Below are 21458 nucleotides of genomic sequence, written 5' to 3' on the forward strand. Positions count from 1 at the left end.
AATGTCATAATCCATAAATTGAATGACGCTAAAGAAGAGAAAAGAATGGAATAGAGGCTGTTTAAAGTACTAGCAATGATTTTTTGTTTTCTAGGTTTTCCGAGTGTTCCTAAAATAATCGTTAGGATAGGAAACGTTATTTCTACCACAAGTATATATTTAAAAAAGTGGGATGATATAAATAAGTATTCAATCATTACAGCAAAGACTGCGATAAAAAGGAATAAATACGAAAAAAGTGTAGTTCGTTTTTTCATTATTGTCTTCCTTATAAATAAAATGAATATAAATGATATGCTTTATATTAAAGCATACGGAATAAGTATACAAACCGTTATGTGTACAATAGATCTCTAGAAATATAAATTCTAATTTCTTATCCTTCTTGCATATAGTTACAATTATTCTTTTGAATATAACTAAAACACGAACGTTATTGGTGAGTAATAAAAAAACATTCGATTATTTATTGACATTGTTTATGAAATATTGTTAATATAGCCATAGAAAGAATAATATATAAGACCTCATATAATCGCGGGGATATGGCCTGCAAGTCTCTACCTAACGACCGTTATTCGTTAGACTATGAGGGAAAGTCACTCGGTATTTTTCTATTCACAAGGGATACGTATGCCTGAGTAGAGCACTTTCTCTCATAGTAAAAGAGAAACTGTTCTATTTCAGGCTTTTTTTATTTGAATCGGGGGGATTCTAATATGAAATCACTAGTTGGAGTCATAATGGGAAGCACGTCAGACTGGGAAACAATGAAATATGCTTGTGACATTTTAGATGAATTAAATATACCGTATGAGAAAAAAGTTGTATCTGCTCATCGGACTCCGGATTATATGTTTGAATATGCAGAGACGGCTCGTGAACGTGGGTTGAAAGTTATTATTGCTGGAGCTGGTGGAGCAGCGCATTTACCAGGGATGGTTGCAGCGAAGACGAATCTTCCTGTAATCGGAGTTCCAGTTCAATCAAAAGCGTTAAACGGCTTAGATTCATTATTATCCATCGTCCAAATGCCAGGAGGGGTTCCAGTTGCAACTGTTGCAATTGGTAAGGCTGGTTCAACAAATGCTGGTTTACTTGCTGCACAAATACTTGGATCATTCCATGATGATATACATGATGCATTAGAATTGAGAAGAGAAGCAATTAAAAAAGATGTGCGCGAAGGTAGTGAGCTAGTATGACGAGAATCATTTTACCTGGAAAAACAATCGGCATTATTGGAGGCGGCCAGCTAGGAAGAATGATGGCATTGGCAGCTAAGGAGATGGGATATAAAATTGCTGTTTTAGATCCTACAAAAAATTCACCATGTGCACAAGTTGCTGATATTGAAATTGTTGCACCATATGACGATTTAAAAGCAATTCAGCATTTAGCGGAGATCAGTGATGTTGTCACATATGAATTTGAGAATATTGATTATAGATGTTTAAAATGGCTTGAAAAACATGCTTACTTACCGCAAGGCAGTCAGTTGTTAAGTAAAACACAAAATCGTTTTACAGAAAAGAATGCGATTGAGAAAGCTGGGCTACCAGTAGCAACGTATAGAATAGTTCAAAATCAAGATCAGCTTACTGAAGCAATCACTGAGTTATCATATCCTTCCGTCTTGAAAACGACGACAGGCGGATATGATGGGAAAGGTCAAGTTGTTTTAAGAAGTGAGGCTGACGTTGATAAAGCGCGAGAGCTTGCGAATGCAGCAGAGTGTATTTTAGAGAAATGGGTGCCTTTTGAAAAAGAAGTATCAGTTATTGTGATTCGTAGTGTAAGTGGTGAAACGAAAGTATTTCCGGTAGCGGAAAATATTCATGTAAATAACATTTTGCATGAATCTATCGTTCCAGCTCGCATTACAGAAGAACTTTCTCAAAAAGCAATTGCTTATGCAAAAGTGCTCGCGGATGAACTAGAACTTGTGGGAACACTAGCGGTAGAGATGTTTGCTACAGCTGATGGTGAGATTTATATTAATGAATTAGCACCAAGACCTCACAATTCAGGACACTATACACAGGATGCATGTGAAACGAGTCAATTCGGTCAACATATTCGAGCAATCTGTAATTTACCTCTTGGAGAAACAAATTTGTTAAAACCAGTTGTCATGGTAAACATTTTAGGCGAACATATAGAAGGGGTCCTAAGACAAGTGAATAGATTAACCGGGTGCTATTTACACTTGTATGGAAAAGAAGAAGCAAAAGCGCAGCGAAAAATGGGGCATGTTAATATTTTAAATGATAATATTGAAGTCGCTCTAGAAAAAGCGAAGAGTTTGCATATTTGGGACCATCAAGAACAACTGTTGGAGGGAAAAAGATGATTAGTCGTTATACACGCCCAGAAATGGGTGCAATTTGGACGGAAGAGAACAAATTTAAAGCATGGTTAGAAGTTGAGATTTTAGCTTGTGAAGCATGGGCTGAGCTTGGCGATATTCCAAAAGAAGATGTTAAAAAAATCCGTGAGCATGCATCATTTGATATTGATCGTATTTATGAAATTGAAAAAGAGACACGTCATGACGTAGTTGCATTCACTCGTGCTGTATCAGAAACACCAACATTAGGTGAGGAACGTAAATGGGTTCATTACGGTTTAACATCTACAGACGTAGTAGATACAGCGCTATCTTACATCTTAAAACAAGCGAATGAAATCATATTAAAAGACTTAGAAAACTTTGTAAGCATTTTAGCTAACAAAGCGAAAGAGCATAAATACACGATCATGATGGGAAGAACACACGGTGTTCATGCAGAACCAACAACATTTGGTTTAAAACTTGGTCTTTGGTATGAAGAAATGAAACGTAACGTAGAGCGTTTCAAACAAGCTGCTGATACAGTTCGCGTTGGTAAATTATCTGGTGCGGTTGGTACATACGCAAATATCGATCCATTCGTAGAAAAGTATGTTTGTGAAAACTTAGGATTAGAAGCAGCACCAATTTCAACACAAACATTGCAACGAGATCGCCATGCTCATTACATGTCAACACTTGCACTAATCGCAACATCTATCGAAAAGATGGCAGTTGAGATTCGTGGTTTACAAAAGAGTGAAACACGTGAAGTTGAAGAAGCTTTCGCAAAAGGCCAAAAAGGCTCTTCTGCAATGCCACATAAACGTAATCCAATCGGATCAGAAAATATGACTGGTTTAGCTCGTGTTATCCGCGGTTATATGATGACAGCGTATGAGAATGTTCCATTATGGCATGAGCGTGATATTTCTCACTCTTCGGCAGAACGCGTAATTTTACCAGATGCTACAATCGCATTAAATTATATGTTAAATCGTTTCGGTAATATCGTTAAAAACTTAACTGTATACCCAGAGAATATGAAACGCAATATGACAAGAACATACGGCTTAATTTATTCTCAGCGTGTAATGCTTACATTAATCGACAAAGGTATGGTACGTGAAGAAGCTTATGATATCGTACAGCCTAAAGCGATGGAAGCTTGGGAAACACAAGTACAATTTAAAGAGCTTGTAGAAGCTGATGAGCGTATTACGAGCAAGTTATCACAAGAAGAAATTAATGAATGCTTCAACTATGAGCATCATATGCAACACGTTGATACAATCTTTGAACGCCTTGGGTTAAACGAAGCGTAAAATTTCATATGGCACAGAATAGAGTCATTCTGTGCCATTCTTTATAAAAACATTATTCACATTTTTCAAACTACAGGGGGCTTGCGAAATGCAAAAGCTAGAATTGCTGTATGAAGGTAAGGCAAAAAGAATTTATCGTACAGAATCAGCAGATATGGTTTGGGTAGAGTACAAAGATAGTGCGACTGCTTTCAATGGGGAGAAAAAAGAGACGATTACAGGAAAAGGTCGTTTGAACAATGAGATTACAACTTTATTGTTCAGAAAGTTACAAGAAGTAGGAATAAAAACACATTTTGTAGAGAAGTTATCTGAAACAGAGCAACTTGTTAAAAAAGTGAGTATTATTCCTCTAGAAGTTGTCACAAGAAATGTAATTGCAGGAAGTCTTTCAAAACGATTAGGAATGGAAGAGGGAACTGTACTTGCAGAACCAATCGTAGAATTTTACTTCAAAGATGATGATTTAGGAGATCCGCTTGTAACGGAAGATCATATTCGTGTATTAAACGTTGCATCACCAGAGCAGGTAAGCGTATTACGAGATATGGCTCTACAAATCAATCAAGTGTTGATTGATCATTTCGCAAGCTGTCGTGTAAGACTAGTAGATTTCAAATTAGAGTTTGGTGTAACAGATGAAGGAAAAATCATTTTAGCAGATGAAATTTCACCAGATACTTGCCGTTTATGGGATGAAACGAGCAATGAAAAATTTGATAAAGACGTATTCCGTCGTGACCTTGGAAATTTAACAGAAGCTTATGAAGAGATTTTAAAACGTTTAGGGGGAATTTCACATGTATAAAGTTAAGGTATATGTAACGTTAAGAGAAAGCGTATTAGATCCACAAGGAACAGCAGTAAAAGGGGCACTTCATAGTCTTTCGTTCACAGAAGTACAAGACGTTCGAATTGGAAAATATATGGAATTAACAATTGATAAATCAGTATCTGACCTTGACGCAAAGGTAAAAGAAATGTGTGAAAAACTATTAACAAACGTTGTAATGGAAGACTTCCGTTATGAAGTTGAGGAGGTTGTCGCACAGTGAAATTTGCAGTCATAGTATTCCCAGGTTCGAACTGTGATGTCGATATGTTCCATGCAATTAAAGATGAGCTTGGTGAAGAAGTAGATTACGTTTGGCACGATAGAGAGAATTTAGATGAATATGATGCAATTTTACTACCTGGTGGATTCTCTTACGGTGACTATTTACGTTGTGGTGCTATTTCTCGCTTCGCGAATGCAATGAAAGCAGTGCAAAAAGCTGCTGAGCAAGGAAAGCCGATTTTAGGTGTATGTAATGGATTCCAGATTCTTGTTGAATCAGGATTACTACCAGGAGCGTTAATGAGAAACGAAAACTTAAAATTTATGTGCCGAACAGTTCAGCTGCGTGTGGAAAATAATGAAACGATGTTTACATCACAATATGAAAAAGATGAAGTAATCAATATTCCAATCGCGCATGGTGAGGGGAATTACTATTGTGATGAAGAGACTCTTAAACAATTAGAAGAGAATAATCAAATCGCATTCCGTTACGTAGAAAATCCGAATGGAAGCGTTTCAGATATTGCTGGTATTGTAAATGAAAAAGGAAATGTACTTGGTATGATGCCACACCCAGAGCGTGCTGTAGATGAATTACTTGGCGGTGCTGAAGGGTTAAAAGTCTTTCAATCTATCTTAAAACAGTGGAGGGAAACATATGTCGTTAATGCTTGAACCAAATCCAACACAAATTAAAGAAGAGCGCATATATGCGGAAATGGGGCTAACAGACGAAGAGTTTGCCATGGTTGAAAAGATTTTAGGCCGTCTGCCAAATTATACAGAAACAGGATTATTCTCTGTTATGTGGTCTGAACATTGCAGTTATAAAAATTCAAAACCAGTACTTCGAAAATTCCCAACAACAGGTGAGCGCGTTCTGCAAGGACCTGGGGAAGGTGCTGGAATTGTAGATATCGGTGATAATCAAGCGGTTGTATTTAAAATGGAAAGTCATAACCATCCTTCTGCTATTGAACCATATCAAGGAGCAGCAACAGGCGTTGGTGGTATTATCCGTGACGTATTCTCTATGGGAGCACGCCCGGTAGCTCTATTAAACTCACTTCGCTTCGGTGAATTACAGTCACCACGTGTGAAATATTTATTCGAAGAAGTAGTAGCAGGGATTGCAGGATACGGTAACTGTATCGGCATTCCGACTGTTGGCGGCGAAGTACAATTTGATCCATGTTATGAAGGAAATCCACTTGTAAATGCAATGTGCGTAGGCTTAATTAATCATGAAGATATTAAAAAGGGGCAAGCGCACGGTGCTGGAAACACAGTAATGTACGTAGGAGCATCAACTGGTCGTGACGGTATTCACGGTGCAACATTCGCATCTGAAGAGTTATCTGAAAGCTCAGAAGCGAAGCGTCCAGCAGTTCAAGTAGGAGATCCATTTATGGAAAAACTTCTTATTGAAGCTTGCTTAGAACTTATTCAGTCGGATGCACTTGTTGGAATTCAAGATATGGGTGCAGCTGGTTTAACATCATCTTCTGCAGAAATGGCAAGTAAAGCAGGTATGGGTATTGAAATGTACTTAGATGATGTACCACAACGTGAAACAGGAATGACACCATATGAAATGATGCTATCTGAATCACAAGAACGTATGCTAATCGTTGTGAAAAAGGGTAGAGAGCAAGAAATAGTAGATTTATTTGAGAAGTATGGTCTTGCAGCCGTTACGATGGGGAAAGTAACGGAAGACAAAATGCTTCGCTTATTCCATAAAGGTGAAAAGGTAGCTGAAGTACCAGCAGATGCTCTTGCAGAAGAAGCACCAATTTATCATAAGCCATCAAAAGAAGCAGCATACTTTGCTGAATTCCAGGCAATGAAAATGGAAACACCAAAAGTAGAAAATTATAAAGAAACGTTATTCGCTCTATTACAACAACCGACGATTGCAAGTAAAGAGTGGGTTTATGATCAATATGATTATCAAGTTCGCACAAGCACAGTTGTTACACCAGGTTCAGATGCAGCAGTTGTACGTGTACGCGGTACAGAAAAAGGATTAGCAATGACGACAGATTGTAACTCTCGCTACATTTATTTAGATCCAGAAGTGGGCGGTAAAATTGCAGTAGCAGAGGCAGCACGTAATATCGTATGTTCTGGGGGAGAGCCACTTGCAATTACAGATTGCTTAAACTTCGGTAATCCAGAAAAACCAGAAATCTTCTGGCAAATTGAGAAATCAGTAGATGGTATGAGTGAAGCTTGTCGCACATTACAAACGCCAGTTATCGGCGGAAACGTATCAATGTATAACGAACGTAGTGGTGAAGCTGTATACCCAACACCGACAGTTGGGATGGTTGGACTTGTACACGATTTAAAACATGTAACAACACAAGAGTTTAAGCAAGCTGGCGATTTAGTTTATATCATCGGAGAGACGAAAGCTGAGTTTGGTGGAAGTGAATTACAGAAAATGATTCACGGCAAAATTTTCGGTCAATCACCAAGCATCGATCTAGACGTAGAATTAAAACGTCAAAAACAAGTATTAGCAGCAATTCAAGCTGGCCTTGTTCAATCTGCTCATGATGTTGCAGAAGGTGGTTTAGCAGTTGCAATTACTGAGAGTGCAATTGGTGCAAATGGTTTAGGTGCTACTGTGAAATTAGACGGAGAAGCAACAGCGGCATTATTTGCTGAATCACAATCTCGCTTCGTTATAACTGTAAAACGTGAAAATAAAGAAGCGTTTGAGACGGCGGTAGAAGCAATTCAAGTTGGAGAAGTGACAAATACAAATGAAGTAACAATTCATAATGAAGAAAATGAAGTATTACTTACAGCAAATGTAGATGAAATGAGAAAGGCTTGGAAAGGGGCAATCCCATGCTTGCTGAAATAAAGGGGTTAAATGAAGAATGTGGTGTTTTCGGAATTTGGGGGCATGAAAATGCAGCACAAGTTTCGTACTACGGATTGCATAGTTTACAGCACCGTGGACAAGAAGGCGCAGGCATCGTCGTAAATAATGGTGAGAAAATCGTCGGTCACAAGGGGTTAGGTTTAATATCGGAAGTATTTTCAAGAGGTGAGCTAGAAGGCTTAAACGGAAAATCAGCAATTGGACACGTACGATATGCGACAGCTGGCGGAAGTGAAGTTGCTAACGTTCAACCATTATTATTCCGTTTTTCTGATCATAGTATGGCATTAGCTCATAACGGAAATTTAATTAACGCAAAGATGCTTCGTCGTGAATTAGAGGCAGAAGGAAGTATTTTCCAAACAAGTTCAGATACAGAGGTACTTCTACATCTCATTAAACGTAGTACGAAAGATTCTTTAATTGAAAGTGTAAAAGAAGCTCTAAATAAAGTGAAAGGTGCGTTTGCATATCTTTTACTAACTGGAAATGAAATGATCGTTGCGCTAGACCCGAATGGATTCCGTCCTCTTTCAATTGGAAAGATGGGAGATGCTTACGTTGTAGCATCAGAAACATGTGCTTTCGATGTAGTAGGTGCAACATACATTCGTGATGTAGAACCAGGTGAATTACTTATCATCAATGATGAAGGAATTCATGTAGATCGTTTTACAAATGAAGTAGATCATGCAATTTGTAGTATGGAATACATTTACTTTGCACGTCCGGATTCTAATATTGCAGGTATTAACGTCCATGCAGCACGTAAAAACATGGGAAAACGTTTGGCGGCAGAAGCTCCTATTGAAGCTGATGTTGTTACTGGTGTACCAGACTCTAGTATTTCAGCGGCAATTGGTTATGCGGAGGCGACAGGAATTCCATATGAGTTAGGATTAATTAAAAATCGTTACGTTGGACGTACGTTTATTCAACCTTCTCAAGAACTGCGTGAGCAAGGGGTTAAGATGAAGCTTTCAGCAGTAAGAGGCGTAGTTGAAGGAAAACGGGTTGTGATGATTGACGATTCTATCGTAAGAGGAACGACGAGTAAACGAATTGTTCGTATGCTTCGCGAGGCTGGAGCGACAGAAGTCCATGTAAGAATTGCTTCACCACCTCTTAAGTATCCATGTTTCTATGGCATTGATATTCAAACGAGAAAAGAATTAATCGCAGCAAATAATTCAATAGAAGAAATCCGTCAAATCATCGGAGCAGATTCTTTAACGTTTTTAAGTGAAGATGGATTAGTAGATGCAATTGGACGTCCATATGAAGGGAAATACGGCGGTCTATGTATGGCGTACTTCAATGGAGATTATCCAACAGCTCTTTATGATTATGAGCAAGAGCTTTTAGAAAGTATGAAATAAGAAGAAAAAAGCTTCTACTTCTTTTGATGTAGAAGCTAGCTTCTTTCTTAAAATGGCCCGCCCTGAATAGGGAGAAATTAAAAGACGAGGTGTAGATAACGATGGCGAATGCATATAAGCAAGCAGGAGTAGATATTGAAGCTGGATATGAAGCGGTATCTCGCATGAAAAAACACGTACAAACAACAATGAGAAAAGAAGTACTAGGCGGTCTAGGCGGTTTTGGAGGTATGTTTGATTTATCAAAATTTGCATTAGAAGAACCTGTATTAGTATCTGGAACAGATGGCGTGGGAACAAAATTGATGCTCGCTTTTATGGCAGATAAACATGACACAATTGGTATTGATGCAGTAGCAATGTGTGTAAATGATATTGTTGTCCAAGGAGCAGAGCCGCTTTTCTTCCTTGATTATATTGCTTGTGGTAAAGCTGAACCTAGTAAAATTGAAAACATCGTCAAAGGTATATCAGAGGGCTGTCGCCAAGCTGGTTGTGCATTAATTGGTGGAGAAACAGCTGAAATGCCAGGAATGTATTCTATGGAAGAATACGATTTAGCTGGTTTTACAGTTGGAATTGTTGATAAAAAGAAAATTGTAACAGGTGAAAAAATTGAAGGTGGTCAAGTATTAATTGGCTTAGCATCTAGCGGTATTCATAGTAATGGTTATTCTTTAGTACGAAAAGTATTACTAGAAGATGGAGAACTATCTTTAGATCGCATTTACGGACGCTTAGAACTACCTCTTGGTGAAGAATTATTAAAACCAACGAAAATTTATGTCAAACCTATTTTAGAACTATTGAAGAAATATGAAGTATACGGTATGGCGCATATTACAGGTGGCGGATTCATTGAAAATATTCCACGTATGTTACCAGAAGGAATCGGTGCAGAAATTGAATTAGGATCTTGGAAAATTCAACCGATCTTCAGTTTACTTCAAGAAGTGGGAAAACTAGAAGAGAAAGAAATGTTCAATATTTTTAACATGGGTATTGGTATGGTAGTAGCGGTGAAGGAAGAAGAGGCAAAAGATATCGTTCGTCTTCTTGAAGAGCAAGGAGAAACAGCTCGTATTATTGGACGTACTGTACAAGGAACTGGCGTTACCTTCAATGGGGGCACGGCACTATGAGTAGATTAGCAGTTTTTGCTTCTGGAAGCGGCTCTAACTTTCAATCTCTCGTTAATGCGGTAGAAGAAAAAAGATTGGATGCAGAAATTAGTTTATTAGTATGTGATAAACCAGAAGCACGTGCTGTTGGACGGGCACATTATCATCATATTCCGTGTTTCGTCTTTTCAGCGAAAGCATATGAGTCAAAAGAAGCATTTGAAAAAGAAATATTAAAGAAGCTAGAAGAGTATGAGATTGATTATGTTATTTTAGCTGGATATATGCGTTTAATTGGGCCGACTTTATTAGGAGCGTACGGTGGGAAGATTATTAATATTCATCCGTCACTATTACCGAGTTTTCCTGGTAAAGATGCTGTCGGTCAAGCGTTAGAAGCAGGTGTGAAAGTAACTGGAGTAACAATTCATTATGTAGATGCAGGTATGGATACAGGTCCAATTATTGCGCAAGAAGCAGTAGTTGTTTCTGAAGGGGATACGAGAGAAAGCTTACAAAAGAAAATTCAACAAGTTGAACATAAATTATACGTAAATACAGTGAATCAAATTGTTCAGTCTGCGAAAGAAACAACTGTTAACTAACATACAACCAGGGGTGAAGGATAAATGAAAAAGCGTGCATTAGTAAGTGTTTCAGATAAAACAGGAGTAGTAGAATTTGTTAAAGGTTTACTAGAACAAGGGATTGAAGTTATTTCAACAGGTGGTACGAAAAAATTACTAGAAGAAAACGGCTTACAAGTAATCGGTATTTCTGAAGTAACTGGTTTCCCGGAAATTATGGATGGACGTGTAAAAACATTACACCCAAATATTCATGGTGGTCTATTAGCGGTTCGTGATAATGAAACGCATGTAGCGCAAATGAATGAGTTAGGTATGCAGCCAATTGATTTTGTTGTTGTTAACTTATACCCATTTAAAGAAACAATCGCTAAGCCTGATGTAACATTTGCTGATGCAATTGAAAATATTGATATCGGTGGTCCAACAATGATTCGCTCTGCTGCGAAAAATCATAAATTTGTATCGGTAATTGTAGATCCAGTAGATTACGATGTTGTATTAGCGGAACTGAAAGAGAACGGTGAAGTAAAAGAAGAAACAAAACGTAAATTAGCAGCGAAAGTATTCCGTCATACAGCGGCATATGATGCGTTAATCTCTAACTACTTAACAGAGCAAATGGGTGAAGAAAGCCCAGAAACATTAACAGTGACATTTGAGAAAAAACAAGATTTACGCTATGGAGAAAATCCACATCAAAAAGCAACCTTCTATAAAGCACCATTCGCTGTAACTTCTTCTGTTGCATACGCAGAACAATTACACGGTAAAGAATTATCTTACAACAATATTAATGATGCAGATGCAGCACTTAGTATTGTAAAAGAATTTACAGAGCCAGCAGTAGTAGCAGTAAAACATATGAATCCATGTGGTGTTGGAGTGGGGACTGATATTCATGAAGCATACACACGCGCTTATGAAGCAGATCCAGTATCAATCTTTGGTGGAATTATTGCAGCAAATCGTGAAATTGATAAAGCTACAGCAGAAAAGTTACACGAAATTTTCTTAGAAATCATTATTGCACCTTCTTTCTCAAAAGAAGCTTTAGAAGTATTGCAAAGTAAGAAAAACTTACGTCTACTAACTGTAAATATTGAAAAAGCGACAAGTGCAAGCAAAAAACTAACTTCTGTACAAGGTGGTCTTCTCGTTCAAGAGGAAGATACGTTATCATTAGATGAAAGTACAATTTCAATTCCGACAAAACGTGAACCATCAGAGCAAGAGTGGAAAGATTTAAAACTAGCTTGGAAAGTTGTAAAACATGTGAAATCAAACGCAATTGTTTTAGCGAATGATAACATGACAGTTGGTGTAGGCGCGGGACAGATGAACCGTGTAGGTTCTGCAAAAATCGCAATTACACAAGCTGGCGAAAAGGCACAAGGTAGCGCACTTGCATCTGATGCTTTCTTCCCAATGCCAGATACAGTAGAAGAAGCAGCAAAAGCAGGGATTACAGCAATCATTCAACCAGGCGGATCAATCCGTGACGAAGATTCTATCAAAGTTGCGGATAAGTATGGGATTACGATGGTGTTCACTGGCGTACGTCATTTCAAACACTAATAGAGGATATTTAAAAAGTCCGGTCAAGATAACTGTCGCATGTCGTCGTTGCATTGCCAGTGCGGTACTCATGTAGGAAAGCTACATTCCGTGTCCTCCTGTCAAATGCGCCTCGACCTGCTCGGTTCTCTTGATCCTCTCTTTTAAACTTTTATTGATATGGATATTTAAAAGGTCCGGTCAAGATAACTGTCGCATGTCGTCGTTGCTCTTGATCCTCCCTTTTAAACTTTTATTGATATGAAAACAAACTAGGAGCAGAGCTTCTAGTTTGTACTTATTTAAGTATTGGGGGATGAAATATGAATGTTTTAGTAATTGGCCGCGGTGGGCGTGAGCATGCTTTAGCTTGGAAGTTTGCGCAATCTGAAAAGGTGGAAAAGGTATATGTAGCACCTGGTAATGAAGGTATGCGCGATGTTGCAACACCAGTTGATATTGATGAAAATGATTTTGATGCATTAGTTTTATTTGCTAAAGAGAATAAGGTTGAATTAACTTTCGTTGGACCAGAAATTCCGCTTATGAATGGAATTGTTGATCGATTTAACGAAGAGGGACTTCGTGTGTTTGGCCCAAATAAGGCGGCTGCTGTTATTGAAGGTAGTAAGGCTTTTACGAAAGAATTGATGAAAAAATATGATATTCCAACTGCGGCATATGAAACTTTTACAAACTATGAAGAAGCAGTACAGTATATTCAAAAAGTTGGTGCGCCAATCGTTATTAAAGCTGACGGCCTAGCTGCTGGTAAAGGTGTAACGGTAGCAATGACGCTTGAAGAAGCATTACAAGCTGTGAAAGAGATGCTACAAGATGTGAAGTTCGGCGAAGCGAGCAAGAAGGTCGTTATTGAAGAGTTTTTAGATGGACAAGAATTTTCATTAATGGCATTTGTAAATGGAACAACTGTGCATCCGATGGTAATTGCGCAAGATCATAAACGAGCTTTTGATGGTGATAAAGGTCCAAATACAGGCGGAATGGGTGCGTATTCTCCAGTACCACAAATTTCGGAATCAGCAGTTCAAGAGGCGATAAAAACAGTATTACATCCAACTGCTAAAGCGATGATTGCAGAAAATCGATCGTTTACAGGGATTTTATATGCGGGACTTATTTTAACAAATGATGGCCCAAAGGTAATTGAATTTAATGCACGCTTTGGTGATCCTGAAACGGAAGTAGTATTACCTCGCTTAGAAAATGATTTAGTTGATGTATGTAACGCTGTATTAAATGAAAGTGAATTAACGTTACAGTGGTCAGAGGAAGCGGTAATTGGTGTTGTACTTGCTTCGAAAGGGTATCCGGAAGCATATAAAAAAGGTGACATTATTAAAGGATTAGATGCACTGAACGATGTAATTGTTTTCCATTCAGGTACAGCGATGAAGCATGGTGACTTTGTAACAAATGGTGGCCGTGTACTATTTGTTGCTTGTAAGGCGGACAGTTTACAAGCGGCGAAAGATAAGGTGTATAAAGAAATCGGTAAAATTGAGAGTGATGGTCTATTTTACCGAAGTGATATAGGATATCGTGCAATTGGTCATGAGATGACGAGAAGCTAGTAATATTAAATGTTTTAGCGGTAAGAAAAGCGGAGAATGAGGTAGTTCATTCTCCGCTTTTCTTATTATTTTATTTAGGAACTTTTATAAGATCAATAATGTCAGGGCATTGTAATTGATAAGTTATTGCTGTTGATGAAACTTTCTTTGAAATTTTTCGGCAACTACTATTGGAATATTGAATTTTTTTGTTTTCTGTATTTCGGTCGCTTGTTTTTGAGTAATCAACATCATAATACAAAGATGTTGTCTCTCTTCCTTTTTTTACTGTTAAATCTATGATGAGAGGCTCATCTTTTTCGTTAAATCGAGTGATGCGAATGGAGTGACTCTTATTTGAATTATATTTTTTAATGAAGATATCTAATTTTTCGATATTGTAAACTGTGTCATTCTTTTGAATGACATCACCATATTTTTCGGCGGTTTCAAAACTATATTCTTTATTGGATGTATCAATTGTTGGTCGTTTATTTGAGCAAGCGACAAGATTGAATGAGAGTAGTGCAATAAATAATAAACTCGTTTTTTTATAGTAATGTTTTATAGGCAAAGCGAACCACCTCTATTAATAATGTTATATTTGTATTTTGCAATATAATTACAAAGAAAACATCATCATTGTATTAAAAAATCCCGCTGATTTCTCAGCGGGATTTTTTATGCATCTTTATCTTTTTTCAATTTTCCTTTTTGCTTTGCCATTTCTCGAAGTAAATACTCGATGTGTGCATTGACGCTACGAAACTCATCATTCGCCCATTTTTCGATGACTGCGTGTAATTCAGGATCAATACGTAATGGAAAGCTTTTCTTTTTAGCCATAATGATTTACAACCCTTTAGTATAGGCTTCCTGTATTAATAACTGGTTGCGCACCTTTATCTGAAACGATGGCAACTAATAAGTTGTTCACCATATTTGCTTTACGCTCGTCATCTAATTCAAGTACGCCTTCCTCATCTAACATATGGATTGAATCTTTCGCCATCTTCACAGCACCTTCAACAATCTCTTTTCTAGCAGCTAATACTGCTTTTGCTTGTTGACGTTGTAGCATTGCATGGGCAATTTCTGTTGCGTAAGCTAAATGTGTTAAACGAGTTTCTAATACTTCTACGCCAGCGATTTCAAGGCGCGCTTCTAACTCACGTTTTAATTCTTCAGAGATTTCTTCAGTATTTCCGCGTAACGTGATGCAAGTTTCATCTTGGAAATTGTCATAAGGATATTTTGTTGCGACGTGGCGGATTGCTGTTTCACTTTGAATTTCTACAAATCGATCGTAATGTTCAACACCGAACATTGCTTTTGCAGAATCAACTACTTTATATACGATAACGGCTGCAATTTCAATTGGATTTCCCTCAATATCGTTTACTTTTAACTTCTTACTATTAAAGTTTTCAACACGTAACGATACAGTTTGACGGAATGCGAATGGAATTGTTAAAAATAAACCGTTTTGACGAATTGTTCCTAAATAATTACCGAAAAACGTAATAACTTTTGCTTGGTTTGGTTGAACAATACCAATACCTGTAGCAAGAACGGCGGCTAAAATAATAGTTAATGCCGCTCCTATGAAAATTTCTTGTACAAGGAAAAATACACCGATAGCGGCTAAAATTAAAATCCCGATAATACCGAGAAAACCATTTACATAAAAAACTTGTTTTTCTTTCATATGATCGCCTCCTGATATAAAAATGATATCACTTTTATATCATTTTATGCAAGGGTTTTACACCTAATTTTCTGAAATTATTGATTAGGTATTTCTTATGTATATTTTGAGGTTTGAAATGAGAATGTACGTTCTATTTTGTGGTAAAATAAAGAAGACTTAACCGCCCACTGCAGCAGCTAAGTCCCTTTGAGAGCATCTTGCATCGTGACAAATGATTCAAAGCGGTTTTGCCAGGATTATATCTTCAATCGCTGACTCAATCTCTTTGTCAGAAGTGTCATAACTTCCATTTGACTTTGGTTTGTCGTGATTGGAAGTTTGATTCACTTCTTCTTTAGCATGTCCCTTTTCGGTAAAATTCATGCTAGGCATTTTAAATGCCCCCATATTCATGTATTTTCCGAATTTCCACATTTCAACAACAGGGCAGAAACGAACAATTCCCTCTGCAATTTTCATTGCACCAATCCATAGCAAGACGTTAGACCAAGTGCACCAAGGCTTGCGTACAAGTTTAGCGCTACTACAGCCGAAGAGGATAAGTCCGAGCGTAATTCGAATTAGGGCATTTATTGTACCGATGTTTTGCTTCATTAGAAAAACACTCCTTTTTATGAAAGTTGAAATAGATAATACTATTTCTCTTATTAGTATCCCTTGTGATTTTTGGGATATGTAATCCAACATTTGACGTTGAAAAAGATGTTGGAATGTGCGTGTGTGTAAGTAGCTTTTTTTGTTATAATGAAAGAATGCACAAAAGGAAGTTCAAAGTTAAATCCTCTCGTTTGAAAAACTATGGAAGAGGGAATTCCAAACTTAATTCTCCGTTTTAAACAAATATTTAAGATGAAGTTAAAAAAATCCTGATGAAAATAAACTGTTATTTTGAACAGAAATATATATAACTAGAGAAAAGAAAGGGTGTTTTCATGTACGATATTTCCGGGTGGAAACATGTATTTAAGCTTGATCCAAATAAGGAGTTAAGTGACGAACATTTAGAAATGATTTGTGAGTCTGGAACAGATGCTGTTATTGTAGGCGGAAGTGATGGAGTTACAATTGATAATGTATTACACATGCTAGTTAGCATTCGTAGATATGCAGTTCCTTGTGTGTTAGAGGTTTCTGATGTGGAAGCAATTACACCAGGATTTGATTTTTATTATATCCCAAGCGTTTTAAATAGCCGAAAGGTAGAATGGGTAACAGGTGTTCATCATGAGGCTTTGAAAGAATTTGGGGATATTATGGACTGGGACGAAATTTTCATGGAAGGGTATTGTGTTTTAAATCCGGAAGCGAAAGTAGCTCAGCTTACAGATGCGAAATGTGATGTAACAGAAGATGATGTAATTGCATACGCGCGTTTAGCAGACAAGCTATTACGTTTACCGATATTTTATTTAGAATATAGCGGTACGTATGGAGACGTTGAACTTGTTAAAAATGTAAAAGCAGAATTAAAACAAGCGAAGTTATATTATGGCGGCGGTATTTCTAATGCTGAACAAGCGAAGGAAATGGCACAATACGCTGATACAGTAGTGGTTGGGAATATTATTTATGATGATATAAAATCCGCGTTAAAAACAGTTAAAGCAGTAAAAGGAGAGTAGGTGCAGGCGTATATGAGTAAGACAGATAAGTTATTAAATGGTTTAAATCCGCAGCAACAAAAAGCAGTACAAACAACGAACGGACCACTTCTATTAATGGCAGGTGCAGGTAGTGGTAAAACACGTGTGTTAACACATCGTATTGCGTATTTACTTGGTGAAAAAGGTGTAGCGCCATGGAATGTACTAGCTATTACCTTTACAAATAAAGCGGCTCGAGAAATGCGCGAGCGTATTAATACACTTGTCGGACCAGAAGCAGAAGATATTTGGATTTCTACGTTCCACTCTATGTGTGTACGTATTTTACGACGTGATATCGATCGTATTGGTATTAATCGTAACTTTACAATCTTAGATTCAGGCGATCAGTTAACTGTAGTCAAAAAAATTATGAAAGAGCGCAATATTGATCCGAAGAAATTTGAGCCACGCTCTATTTTAGCTGGTATTAGTAATGCGAAAAATGAATTGTTATCTGCAGATAAATATGCGAAAAAAATTACAATCGCTGATCCATATGAAAAATTAACGAGTGATGTATATACAGAATATCAAAAACGTCTTCTGAAAAATAACTCATTAGACTTTGATGATTTAATTATGACAACGATTCAGCTATTTGAACGTGTTCCAGAAGTACTAGAGTTTTATCAGCGTAAGTTCCAATATATTCACGTGGATGAGTATCAAGATACGAACAAAGCGCAGTACCTTCTTGTAAAACATTTAGCAGCACGTTTTAAAAATTTATGTGTTGTAGGTGACTCAGATCAGTCTATTTACCGCTGGCGTGGGGCTGACATTTCTAACATTTTGTCATTCGAAAAAGACTATGAGAATGCGCAAGTTATTCTGTTAGAACAAAACTATCGTTCGTCACAAAATATTTTAAATGCAGCGAATGCTGTTATTGAAAAAAATTCAAACCGTAAACCGAAAAAATTATGGACAGACAATCAAGTTGGAAGCAAAATCTCATATTACCGTGCTGCGACGGAAAAAGACGAAGCATATTTTGTTGCGAAAAAAATTCGTGACGATATTCAAATGGGAAAACGAAAATATACGGACTTTGCAGTATTATATCGTACAAATGCCCAGTCTCGTATGGTCGAGGAGATTTTCCTGAAATCTAATATTCCTTACAAAATTGTCGGCGGTACGAAGTTCTACGATCGTAAAGAGATTAAAGATATTTTGGCGTATTTACGTTTAATTGGGAATCCAGATGATGAGATTAGTTTCGCACGTATTATTAACATGCCAAAGCGCGGAATTGGTGCGACTTCTATCGATAAAATTATTAATTACGGTGTACAAAATGGAATTTCATTAACTGCTGTATTCGATGAGATTGAGCATGTTGGTGTAAGTGCAAAAATAACAAAGGCAGTAAAAGAATTCGCAGGTCTATTACACAACTGGGTAAATATGCAAGAGTATTTATCTGTTACAGAATTGGTAGAGGAAGTTATTGAAAAAACAGGCTATCGCGATATGTTGAAAAACGAGCGTACTTTAGAAGCGGAAGGTCGTCTAGAGAACTTAGATGAGTTTTTATCTGTTACGCAAACATTTGAATCTCAAAGCGAAGATAAGAGCCTCGTTGCATTCTTAACAGACTTAGCGCTTGTTGCTGATATTGATCGTGTCGATGAAGATCCAACTGCGGGTGAGGAAGTTATTTTAATGACGATGCACTCAGCGAAAGGGTTAGAGTTCCCAGTTGTCTTTATTGTTGGGTTAGAGGAAGGAATATTCCCACATACTCGTTCTCTAATGGAAGAAGATGAAATGCAAGAAGAGCGTCGCCTTGCTTATGTAGGTATTACTCGTGCAGAAGAAGAGTTATATTTATCCAATGCACAAATGCGTACTTTATTTGGTAGAACAAGTATGAACGCTGCTTCTCGATTTATTACAGAAATCCCGGCAGAGCTAGTAGAATCGTTAAATGAAACAGCGCCAAAGCGTGAAACTTCGTTTGGTGCAAAAGGCAGAACGACAAGTACAAGTAGAATGACAACTACAACCACAACACGCTCTCGTTCAGCTTTCGCGCGTCCTGCAGCTAAGACAACAGGCGGCGAGCAAATTGGCTGGGCAGTAGGCGATAAAGCTTCCCACCAAAAATGGGGAGTCGGTACAGTTGTCAGTGTAAAAGGTGAAGGTGATGCAAAAGAATTAGATATTGCGTTCCCAAGCCCAATTGGTGTTAAACGTTTGTTAGCAAAATTTGCACCTGTGACGAAACAATAGGAAAGGAATGAGGATATGTCAAAAGAGATAGCAAAACAACGTATAGAAGAACTGCGTGATTTGTTAAATACATTTAATTATCAGTATCACGTATTAGACAATCCTTCTGTTTCTGATGCGGAGTATGACCGTAATATGCAGGAGCTTATAAAATTAGAAGCAGAGAATCCAGAGTTTATGAGTGAAGACTCTCCCTCCATTCGCGTTGGGGGGACTGTTCTTGATATATTTGAAAAAGTAACACATAAGTCACCGATGTTAAGTTTAGGAAATGCATTTAACGAAGGAGATTTACGTGATTTCGACCGACGAGTACGCCAAGGAATTGATGATGCGAATGTAAGATATATATGCGAATTAAAAATTGACGGACTTGCTGTTTCACTTCATTATGAAAAAGGACGCTTCATTCAAGGGGCAACACGTGGTGATGGTGTAACAGGTGAAGATATTACTCAAAATTTAAAAACGATTAAAGCGATCCCGCTCCGTTTAAATGAAGAAGTAACATTAGAAGCACGAGGCGAAGCTTATATGCCGAAGCGTTCATTCGTTAAGTTAAATGAAGAAAAAGAACAAAATGGTGAAGATGTATTTGCGAATCCGCGTAATGCGGCAGCAGGTTCAATACGCCAACTTGATCCAAAAATTGCAGCGAAGCGTAACTTATCTATGTTTGTGTACGGTCTTGCGAATGTAGAAGAAAAAACAATTCCATCACATAGTGAATCGCTTGATTTCTTAGGTGAACTTGGATTCAAAACAAATCCAAATCGTCGTACATGTGAAACAATCGAAGAAGTTATAGCTTATGTAGAAGAATGGCAAGAAAAACGCCCGCATCTTGATTATGAGATCGATGGAATCGTTATAAAAGTGGATGATGTTGCTCTTCAAGAAAGTTTAGGAACTACAGCAAAGAGTCCAAGATGGGCGATTGCTTATAAATTCCCGGCGGAAGAAGTTGTAACAAGATTAACAGGCATTGAATTAAGTGTTGGTCGCACAGGAGTTGTAACACCGACTGCAGAGCTAGAGGCAGTGCGAGTGGCTGGTACTATCGTTCGTCGTGCCTCTTTACATAACGAAGATTTAATTCGTGAAAAAGACATTCGAATTGGTGACTATGTTGTTGTGAAGAAGGCCGGAGATATTATTCCTGAAGTTGTGAACGTTATTTTTGATAAGCGTACTGGTGAGGAAGAAGAATATCATATGCCAACGCATTGCCCAGCATGTGAGAGTGAACTAGTTCGTTTAGAAGAAGAAGTAGCACTTCGTTGTATAAATCCAACTTGTCCAGCTCAAATTCGAGAAGGATTAATTCATTTCGTTTCAAGAAATGCAATGAATATTGATGGACTTGGAGAACGTGTCATTACACAACTCTTTGATGCGGATTATATTCGTACATTTGCTGATTTATATTCGTTGACGAAAGAGCAATTATTGCAGCTAGAACGATTCGGTGAAAAATCAGCAACGAATTTAGTGCAAGCAATTGAGAATTCTAAAGACAACTCATTAGAGCGATTATTATTTGGCCTTGGTATTCGCCATGTCGGAGCAAAAGCAGCACGTACATTTGCAGAGCATTTCGAAACGATGGATGCACTTGTGAAAGCAACGGAAGAAGAACTAAAAGCAATTAATGAGATTGGTGAAAAAATGGCTCAATCCGTCGTGACGTATTTTGATAATGAAGACGTATTAGAGTTATTACAACAATTTAAAGAGTATGGCGTGAATATGGCATACAAAGGTATAAAAATTGCTGATTTACAAAATGTTGAGTCGTACTTCACAGGAAAAACTGTCGTTTTAACAGGTAAATTAGAAGTTATGGGACGTAGTGAAGCGAAGAAGAAGATTGAGGCATTAGGTGGAAAAGTCACAGGAAGTGTTAGTAAAAGTACGGATTTAGTTGTTGCAGGTGAAGCAGCAGGTTCGAAATTAGCACAAGCAGAGAAGCATAATGTTGAGGTTTGGAATGAAGAGAGGTTCTTACAAGAGCTAAATAAGTAAGAGG

The 21458-nt window shown here is 37.6% G+C and carries 20 protein-coding genes and 1 riboswitch; of the genes, 15 read left to right on the plus strand and 5 right to left on the minus strand.

Going from position 1 to position 21458, the window contains the following annotated elements; genetic code table 11:
- Nucleotides 1-257 (minus strand): hypothetical protein (locus tag DM800_RS29460; protein WP_147787190.1); only part of this gene is annotated, 257 nt, incomplete at its 3' end.
- Nucleotides 258-507: 250 nt separating this feature from the next.
- A riboswitch (purine riboswitch) is annotated at nucleotides 508-609 on the plus strand.
- A gap of 110 nt (nucleotides 610-719) precedes the next feature.
- Between DM800_RS29460 and purE the strand changes: the two genes are divergently transcribed.
- The 12 genes from purE to purD all read left to right on the plus strand — a co-directional run bounded on the left by purE (nucleotide 720) and on the right by purD (nucleotide 13855).
- The gene (gene purE, locus DM800_RS16125; protein WP_000839368.1) at nucleotides 720-1205 is read left to right on the plus strand and encodes a 5-(carboxyamino)imidazole ribonucleotide mutase; all 486 of its coding nucleotides are present in this window, start codon (nucleotides 720-722) and stop codon (nucleotides 1203-1205) included.
- Nucleotides 1202-2353, plus strand: coding sequence for a 5-(carboxyamino)imidazole ribonucleotide synthase (gene purK / locus DM800_RS16130; RefSeq protein WP_088061521.1), 1152 nt, complete (start codon nucleotides 1202-1204; stop codon nucleotides 2351-2353). Before purE ends, purK begins: the two co-directional genes overlap by 4 nt.
- Nucleotides 2350-3657, plus strand: a complete 1308-nt coding sequence (gene purB, locus DM800_RS16135; RefSeq protein ID WP_000625686.1) for an adenylosuccinate lyase — start codon at nucleotides 2350-2352, stop codon at nucleotides 3655-3657. Before purK ends, purB begins: the two co-directional genes overlap by 4 nt.
- Nucleotides 3658-3745: 88 nt before the next feature.
- Nucleotides 3746-4465 (plus strand): phosphoribosylaminoimidazolesuccinocarboxamide synthase, encoded by a 720-nt coding sequence (gene purC, locus DM800_RS16140; protein ID WP_087982204.1) that lies wholly within the window; start codon nucleotides 3746-3748, stop codon nucleotides 4463-4465.
- Nucleotides 4458-4712 (plus strand): phosphoribosylformylglycinamidine synthase subunit PurS, encoded by a 255-nt coding sequence (gene purS / locus DM800_RS16145; protein ID WP_000278821.1) that lies wholly within the window; start codon nucleotides 4458-4460, stop codon nucleotides 4710-4712. Before purC ends, purS begins: the two co-directional genes overlap by 8 nt.
- On the plus strand, nucleotides 4709-5392 hold the full coding sequence (purQ, locus tag DM800_RS16150) for a phosphoribosylformylglycinamidine synthase subunit PurQ (RefSeq protein ID WP_000666772.1): 684 nt from the start codon (nucleotides 4709-4711) through the stop codon (nucleotides 5390-5392). The genes purS and purQ overlap by 4 nt, the downstream gene beginning before the upstream one ends.
- On the plus strand, nucleotides 5376-7595 hold the full coding sequence (gene purL, locus DM800_RS16155) for a phosphoribosylformylglycinamidine synthase II (protein ID WP_046958904.1): 2220 nt from the start codon (nucleotides 5376-5378) through the stop codon (nucleotides 7593-7595). Before purQ ends, purL begins: the two co-directional genes overlap by 17 nt.
- Nucleotides 7580-8995: an amidophosphoribosyltransferase gene (gene purF / locus DM800_RS16160; protein WP_000879030.1), complete on the plus strand. Its 1416-nt coding sequence runs from the start codon at nucleotides 7580-7582 to the stop codon at nucleotides 8993-8995. Before purL ends, purF begins: the two co-directional genes overlap by 16 nt.
- A gap of 101 nt (nucleotides 8996-9096) precedes the next feature.
- On the plus strand, nucleotides 9097-10137 hold the full coding sequence (gene purM, locus DM800_RS16165; protein ID WP_088061523.1) for a phosphoribosylformylglycinamidine cyclo-ligase: 1041 nt from the start codon (nucleotides 9097-9099) through the stop codon (nucleotides 10135-10137).
- On the plus strand, nucleotides 10134-10721 hold the full coding sequence (purN, locus tag DM800_RS16170; protein ID WP_147787191.1) for a phosphoribosylglycinamide formyltransferase: 588 nt from the start codon (nucleotides 10134-10136) through the stop codon (nucleotides 10719-10721). The genes purM and purN overlap by 4 nt, the downstream gene beginning before the upstream one ends.
- 24 nt (nucleotides 10722-10745) lie before the next feature.
- A complete protein-coding gene (purH, locus tag DM800_RS16175; RefSeq protein ID WP_000745429.1) occupies nucleotides 10746-12281 on the plus strand; it encodes a bifunctional phosphoribosylaminoimidazolecarboxamide formyltransferase/IMP cyclohydrolase in 1536 nt (511 codons plus the stop codon).
- Between the two features lie 302 nt (nucleotides 12282-12583).
- Entirely contained in the window at nucleotides 12584-13855 is a 1272-nt protein-coding gene (purD, locus tag DM800_RS16180; protein ID WP_088609271.1) for a phosphoribosylamine--glycine ligase, read from the plus strand.
- Nucleotides 13856-13925: 70 nt separating this feature from the next.
- Here the strand turns inward: purD and DM800_RS16185 are convergent, their stop codons facing one another.
- The 4 genes from DM800_RS16185 to DM800_RS16200 form a co-directional block, all read right to left on the minus strand.
- Nucleotides 13926-14408, minus strand: coding sequence for a DUF4362 domain-containing protein (locus DM800_RS16185; protein WP_147787192.1), 483 nt, complete (start codon nucleotides 14406-14408; stop codon nucleotides 13926-13928).
- 107 nt (nucleotides 14409-14515) lie between these two features.
- Nucleotides 14516-14680, minus strand: coding sequence for a type II toxin-antitoxin system antitoxin (locus DM800_RS16190; RefSeq protein ID WP_001085171.1), 165 nt, complete (start codon nucleotides 14678-14680; stop codon nucleotides 14516-14518).
- Between the two features lie 16 nt (nucleotides 14681-14696).
- Nucleotides 14697-15542, minus strand: coding sequence for an SPFH domain-containing protein (locus DM800_RS16195; protein ID WP_000660682.1), 846 nt, complete (start codon nucleotides 15540-15542; stop codon nucleotides 14697-14699).
- 219 nt (nucleotides 15543-15761) lie between these two features.
- Complete coding sequence (locus DM800_RS16200; RefSeq protein ID WP_088609269.1) at nucleotides 15762-16139, minus strand: YgaP family membrane protein; 378 nt, start codon at nucleotides 16137-16139, stop codon at nucleotides 15762-15764.
- 338 nt (nucleotides 16140-16477) lie between these two features.
- Between DM800_RS16200 and pcrB the strand changes: the two genes are divergently transcribed.
- Genes pcrB through ligA form a run of 3 tightly spaced genes read left to right on the plus strand, consistent with a single transcriptional unit; the run spans nucleotide 16478 to nucleotide 21454 of the window.
- On the plus strand, nucleotides 16478-17167 hold the full coding sequence (pcrB, locus tag DM800_RS16205) for a heptaprenylglyceryl phosphate synthase (RefSeq protein ID WP_000272092.1): 690 nt from the start codon (nucleotides 16478-16480) through the stop codon (nucleotides 17165-17167).
- Between the two features lie 12 nt (nucleotides 17168-17179).
- Nucleotides 17180-19429, plus strand: a complete 2250-nt coding sequence (gene pcrA, locus DM800_RS16210) for a DNA helicase PcrA (RefSeq protein ID WP_147787193.1) — start codon at nucleotides 17180-17182, stop codon at nucleotides 19427-19429.
- Between the two features lie 15 nt (nucleotides 19430-19444).
- Complete coding sequence (gene ligA / locus DM800_RS16215) at nucleotides 19445-21454, plus strand: NAD-dependent DNA ligase LigA (protein ID WP_147787194.1); 2010 nt, start codon at nucleotides 19445-19447, stop codon at nucleotides 21452-21454.
- The last annotated feature ends 4 nt before the right edge of the window (nucleotides 21455-21458 follow it).

The organism is Bacillus sp. AY18-3, from assembly GCF_008042305.1.
GTDB lineage: Bacteria > Bacillota > Bacilli > Bacillales > Bacillaceae_G > Bacillus_A > Bacillus_A wiedmannii.

Bases quoted from the DNA above. Each gene is read 5' to 3' on its own strand.
- purE (WP_000839368.1), top strand. From the start codon at position 720: ATGAAATCACTAGTTGGAGTCATAATGGGAAGCACGTCAGACTGGGAA.
- purK (WP_088061521.1), top strand. From the start codon at position 1,202: ATGACGAGAATCATTTTACCTGGAAAAACAATCGGCATTATTGGAGGC.
- purB (WP_000625686.1), top strand. From the start codon at position 2,350: ATGATTAGTCGTTATACACGCCCAGAAATGGGTGCAATTTGGACGGAA.
- purC (WP_087982204.1), top strand. From the start codon at position 3,746: ATGCAAAAGCTAGAATTGCTGTATGAAGGTAAGGCAAAAAGAATTTAT.
- purS (WP_000278821.1), top strand. From the start codon at position 4,458: ATGTATAAAGTTAAGGTATATGTAACGTTAAGAGAAAGCGTATTAGAT.
- purL (WP_046958904.1), top strand. From the start codon at position 5,376: ATGTCGTTAATGCTTGAACCAAATCCAACACAAATTAAAGAAGAGCGC.
- purF (WP_000879030.1), top strand. From the start codon at position 7,580: ATGCTTGCTGAAATAAAGGGGTTAAATGAAGAATGTGGTGTTTTCGGA.
- purM (WP_088061523.1), top strand. From the start codon at position 9,097: ATGGCGAATGCATATAAGCAAGCAGGAGTAGATATTGAAGCTGGATAT.
- purN (WP_147787191.1), top strand. From the start codon at position 10,134: ATGAGTAGATTAGCAGTTTTTGCTTCTGGAAGCGGCTCTAACTTTCAA.
- purH (WP_000745429.1), top strand. From the start codon at position 10,746: ATGAAAAAGCGTGCATTAGTAAGTGTTTCAGATAAAACAGGAGTAGTA.
- purD (WP_088609271.1), top strand. From the start codon at position 12,584: ATGAATGTTTTAGTAATTGGCCGCGGTGGGCGTGAGCATGCTTTAGCT.
- DM800_RS16190 (WP_001085171.1), bottom strand. From the start codon at position 14,680: ATGGCTAAAAAGAAAAGCTTTCCATTACGTATTGATCCTGAATTACAC.
- DM800_RS16195 (WP_000660682.1), bottom strand. From the start codon at position 15,542: ATGAAAGAAAAACAAGTTTTTTATGTAAATGGTTTTCTCGGTATTATC.
- DM800_RS16200 (WP_088609269.1), bottom strand. From the start codon at position 16,139: ATGAAGCAAAACATCGGTACAATAAATGCCCTAATTCGAATTACGCTC.
- pcrB (WP_000272092.1), top strand. From the start codon at position 16,478: ATGTACGATATTTCCGGGTGGAAACATGTATTTAAGCTTGATCCAAAT.
- pcrA (WP_147787193.1), top strand. From the start codon at position 17,180: ATGAGTAAGACAGATAAGTTATTAAATGGTTTAAATCCGCAGCAACAA.
- ligA (WP_147787194.1), top strand. From the start codon at position 19,445: ATGTCAAAAGAGATAGCAAAACAACGTATAGAAGAACTGCGTGATTTG.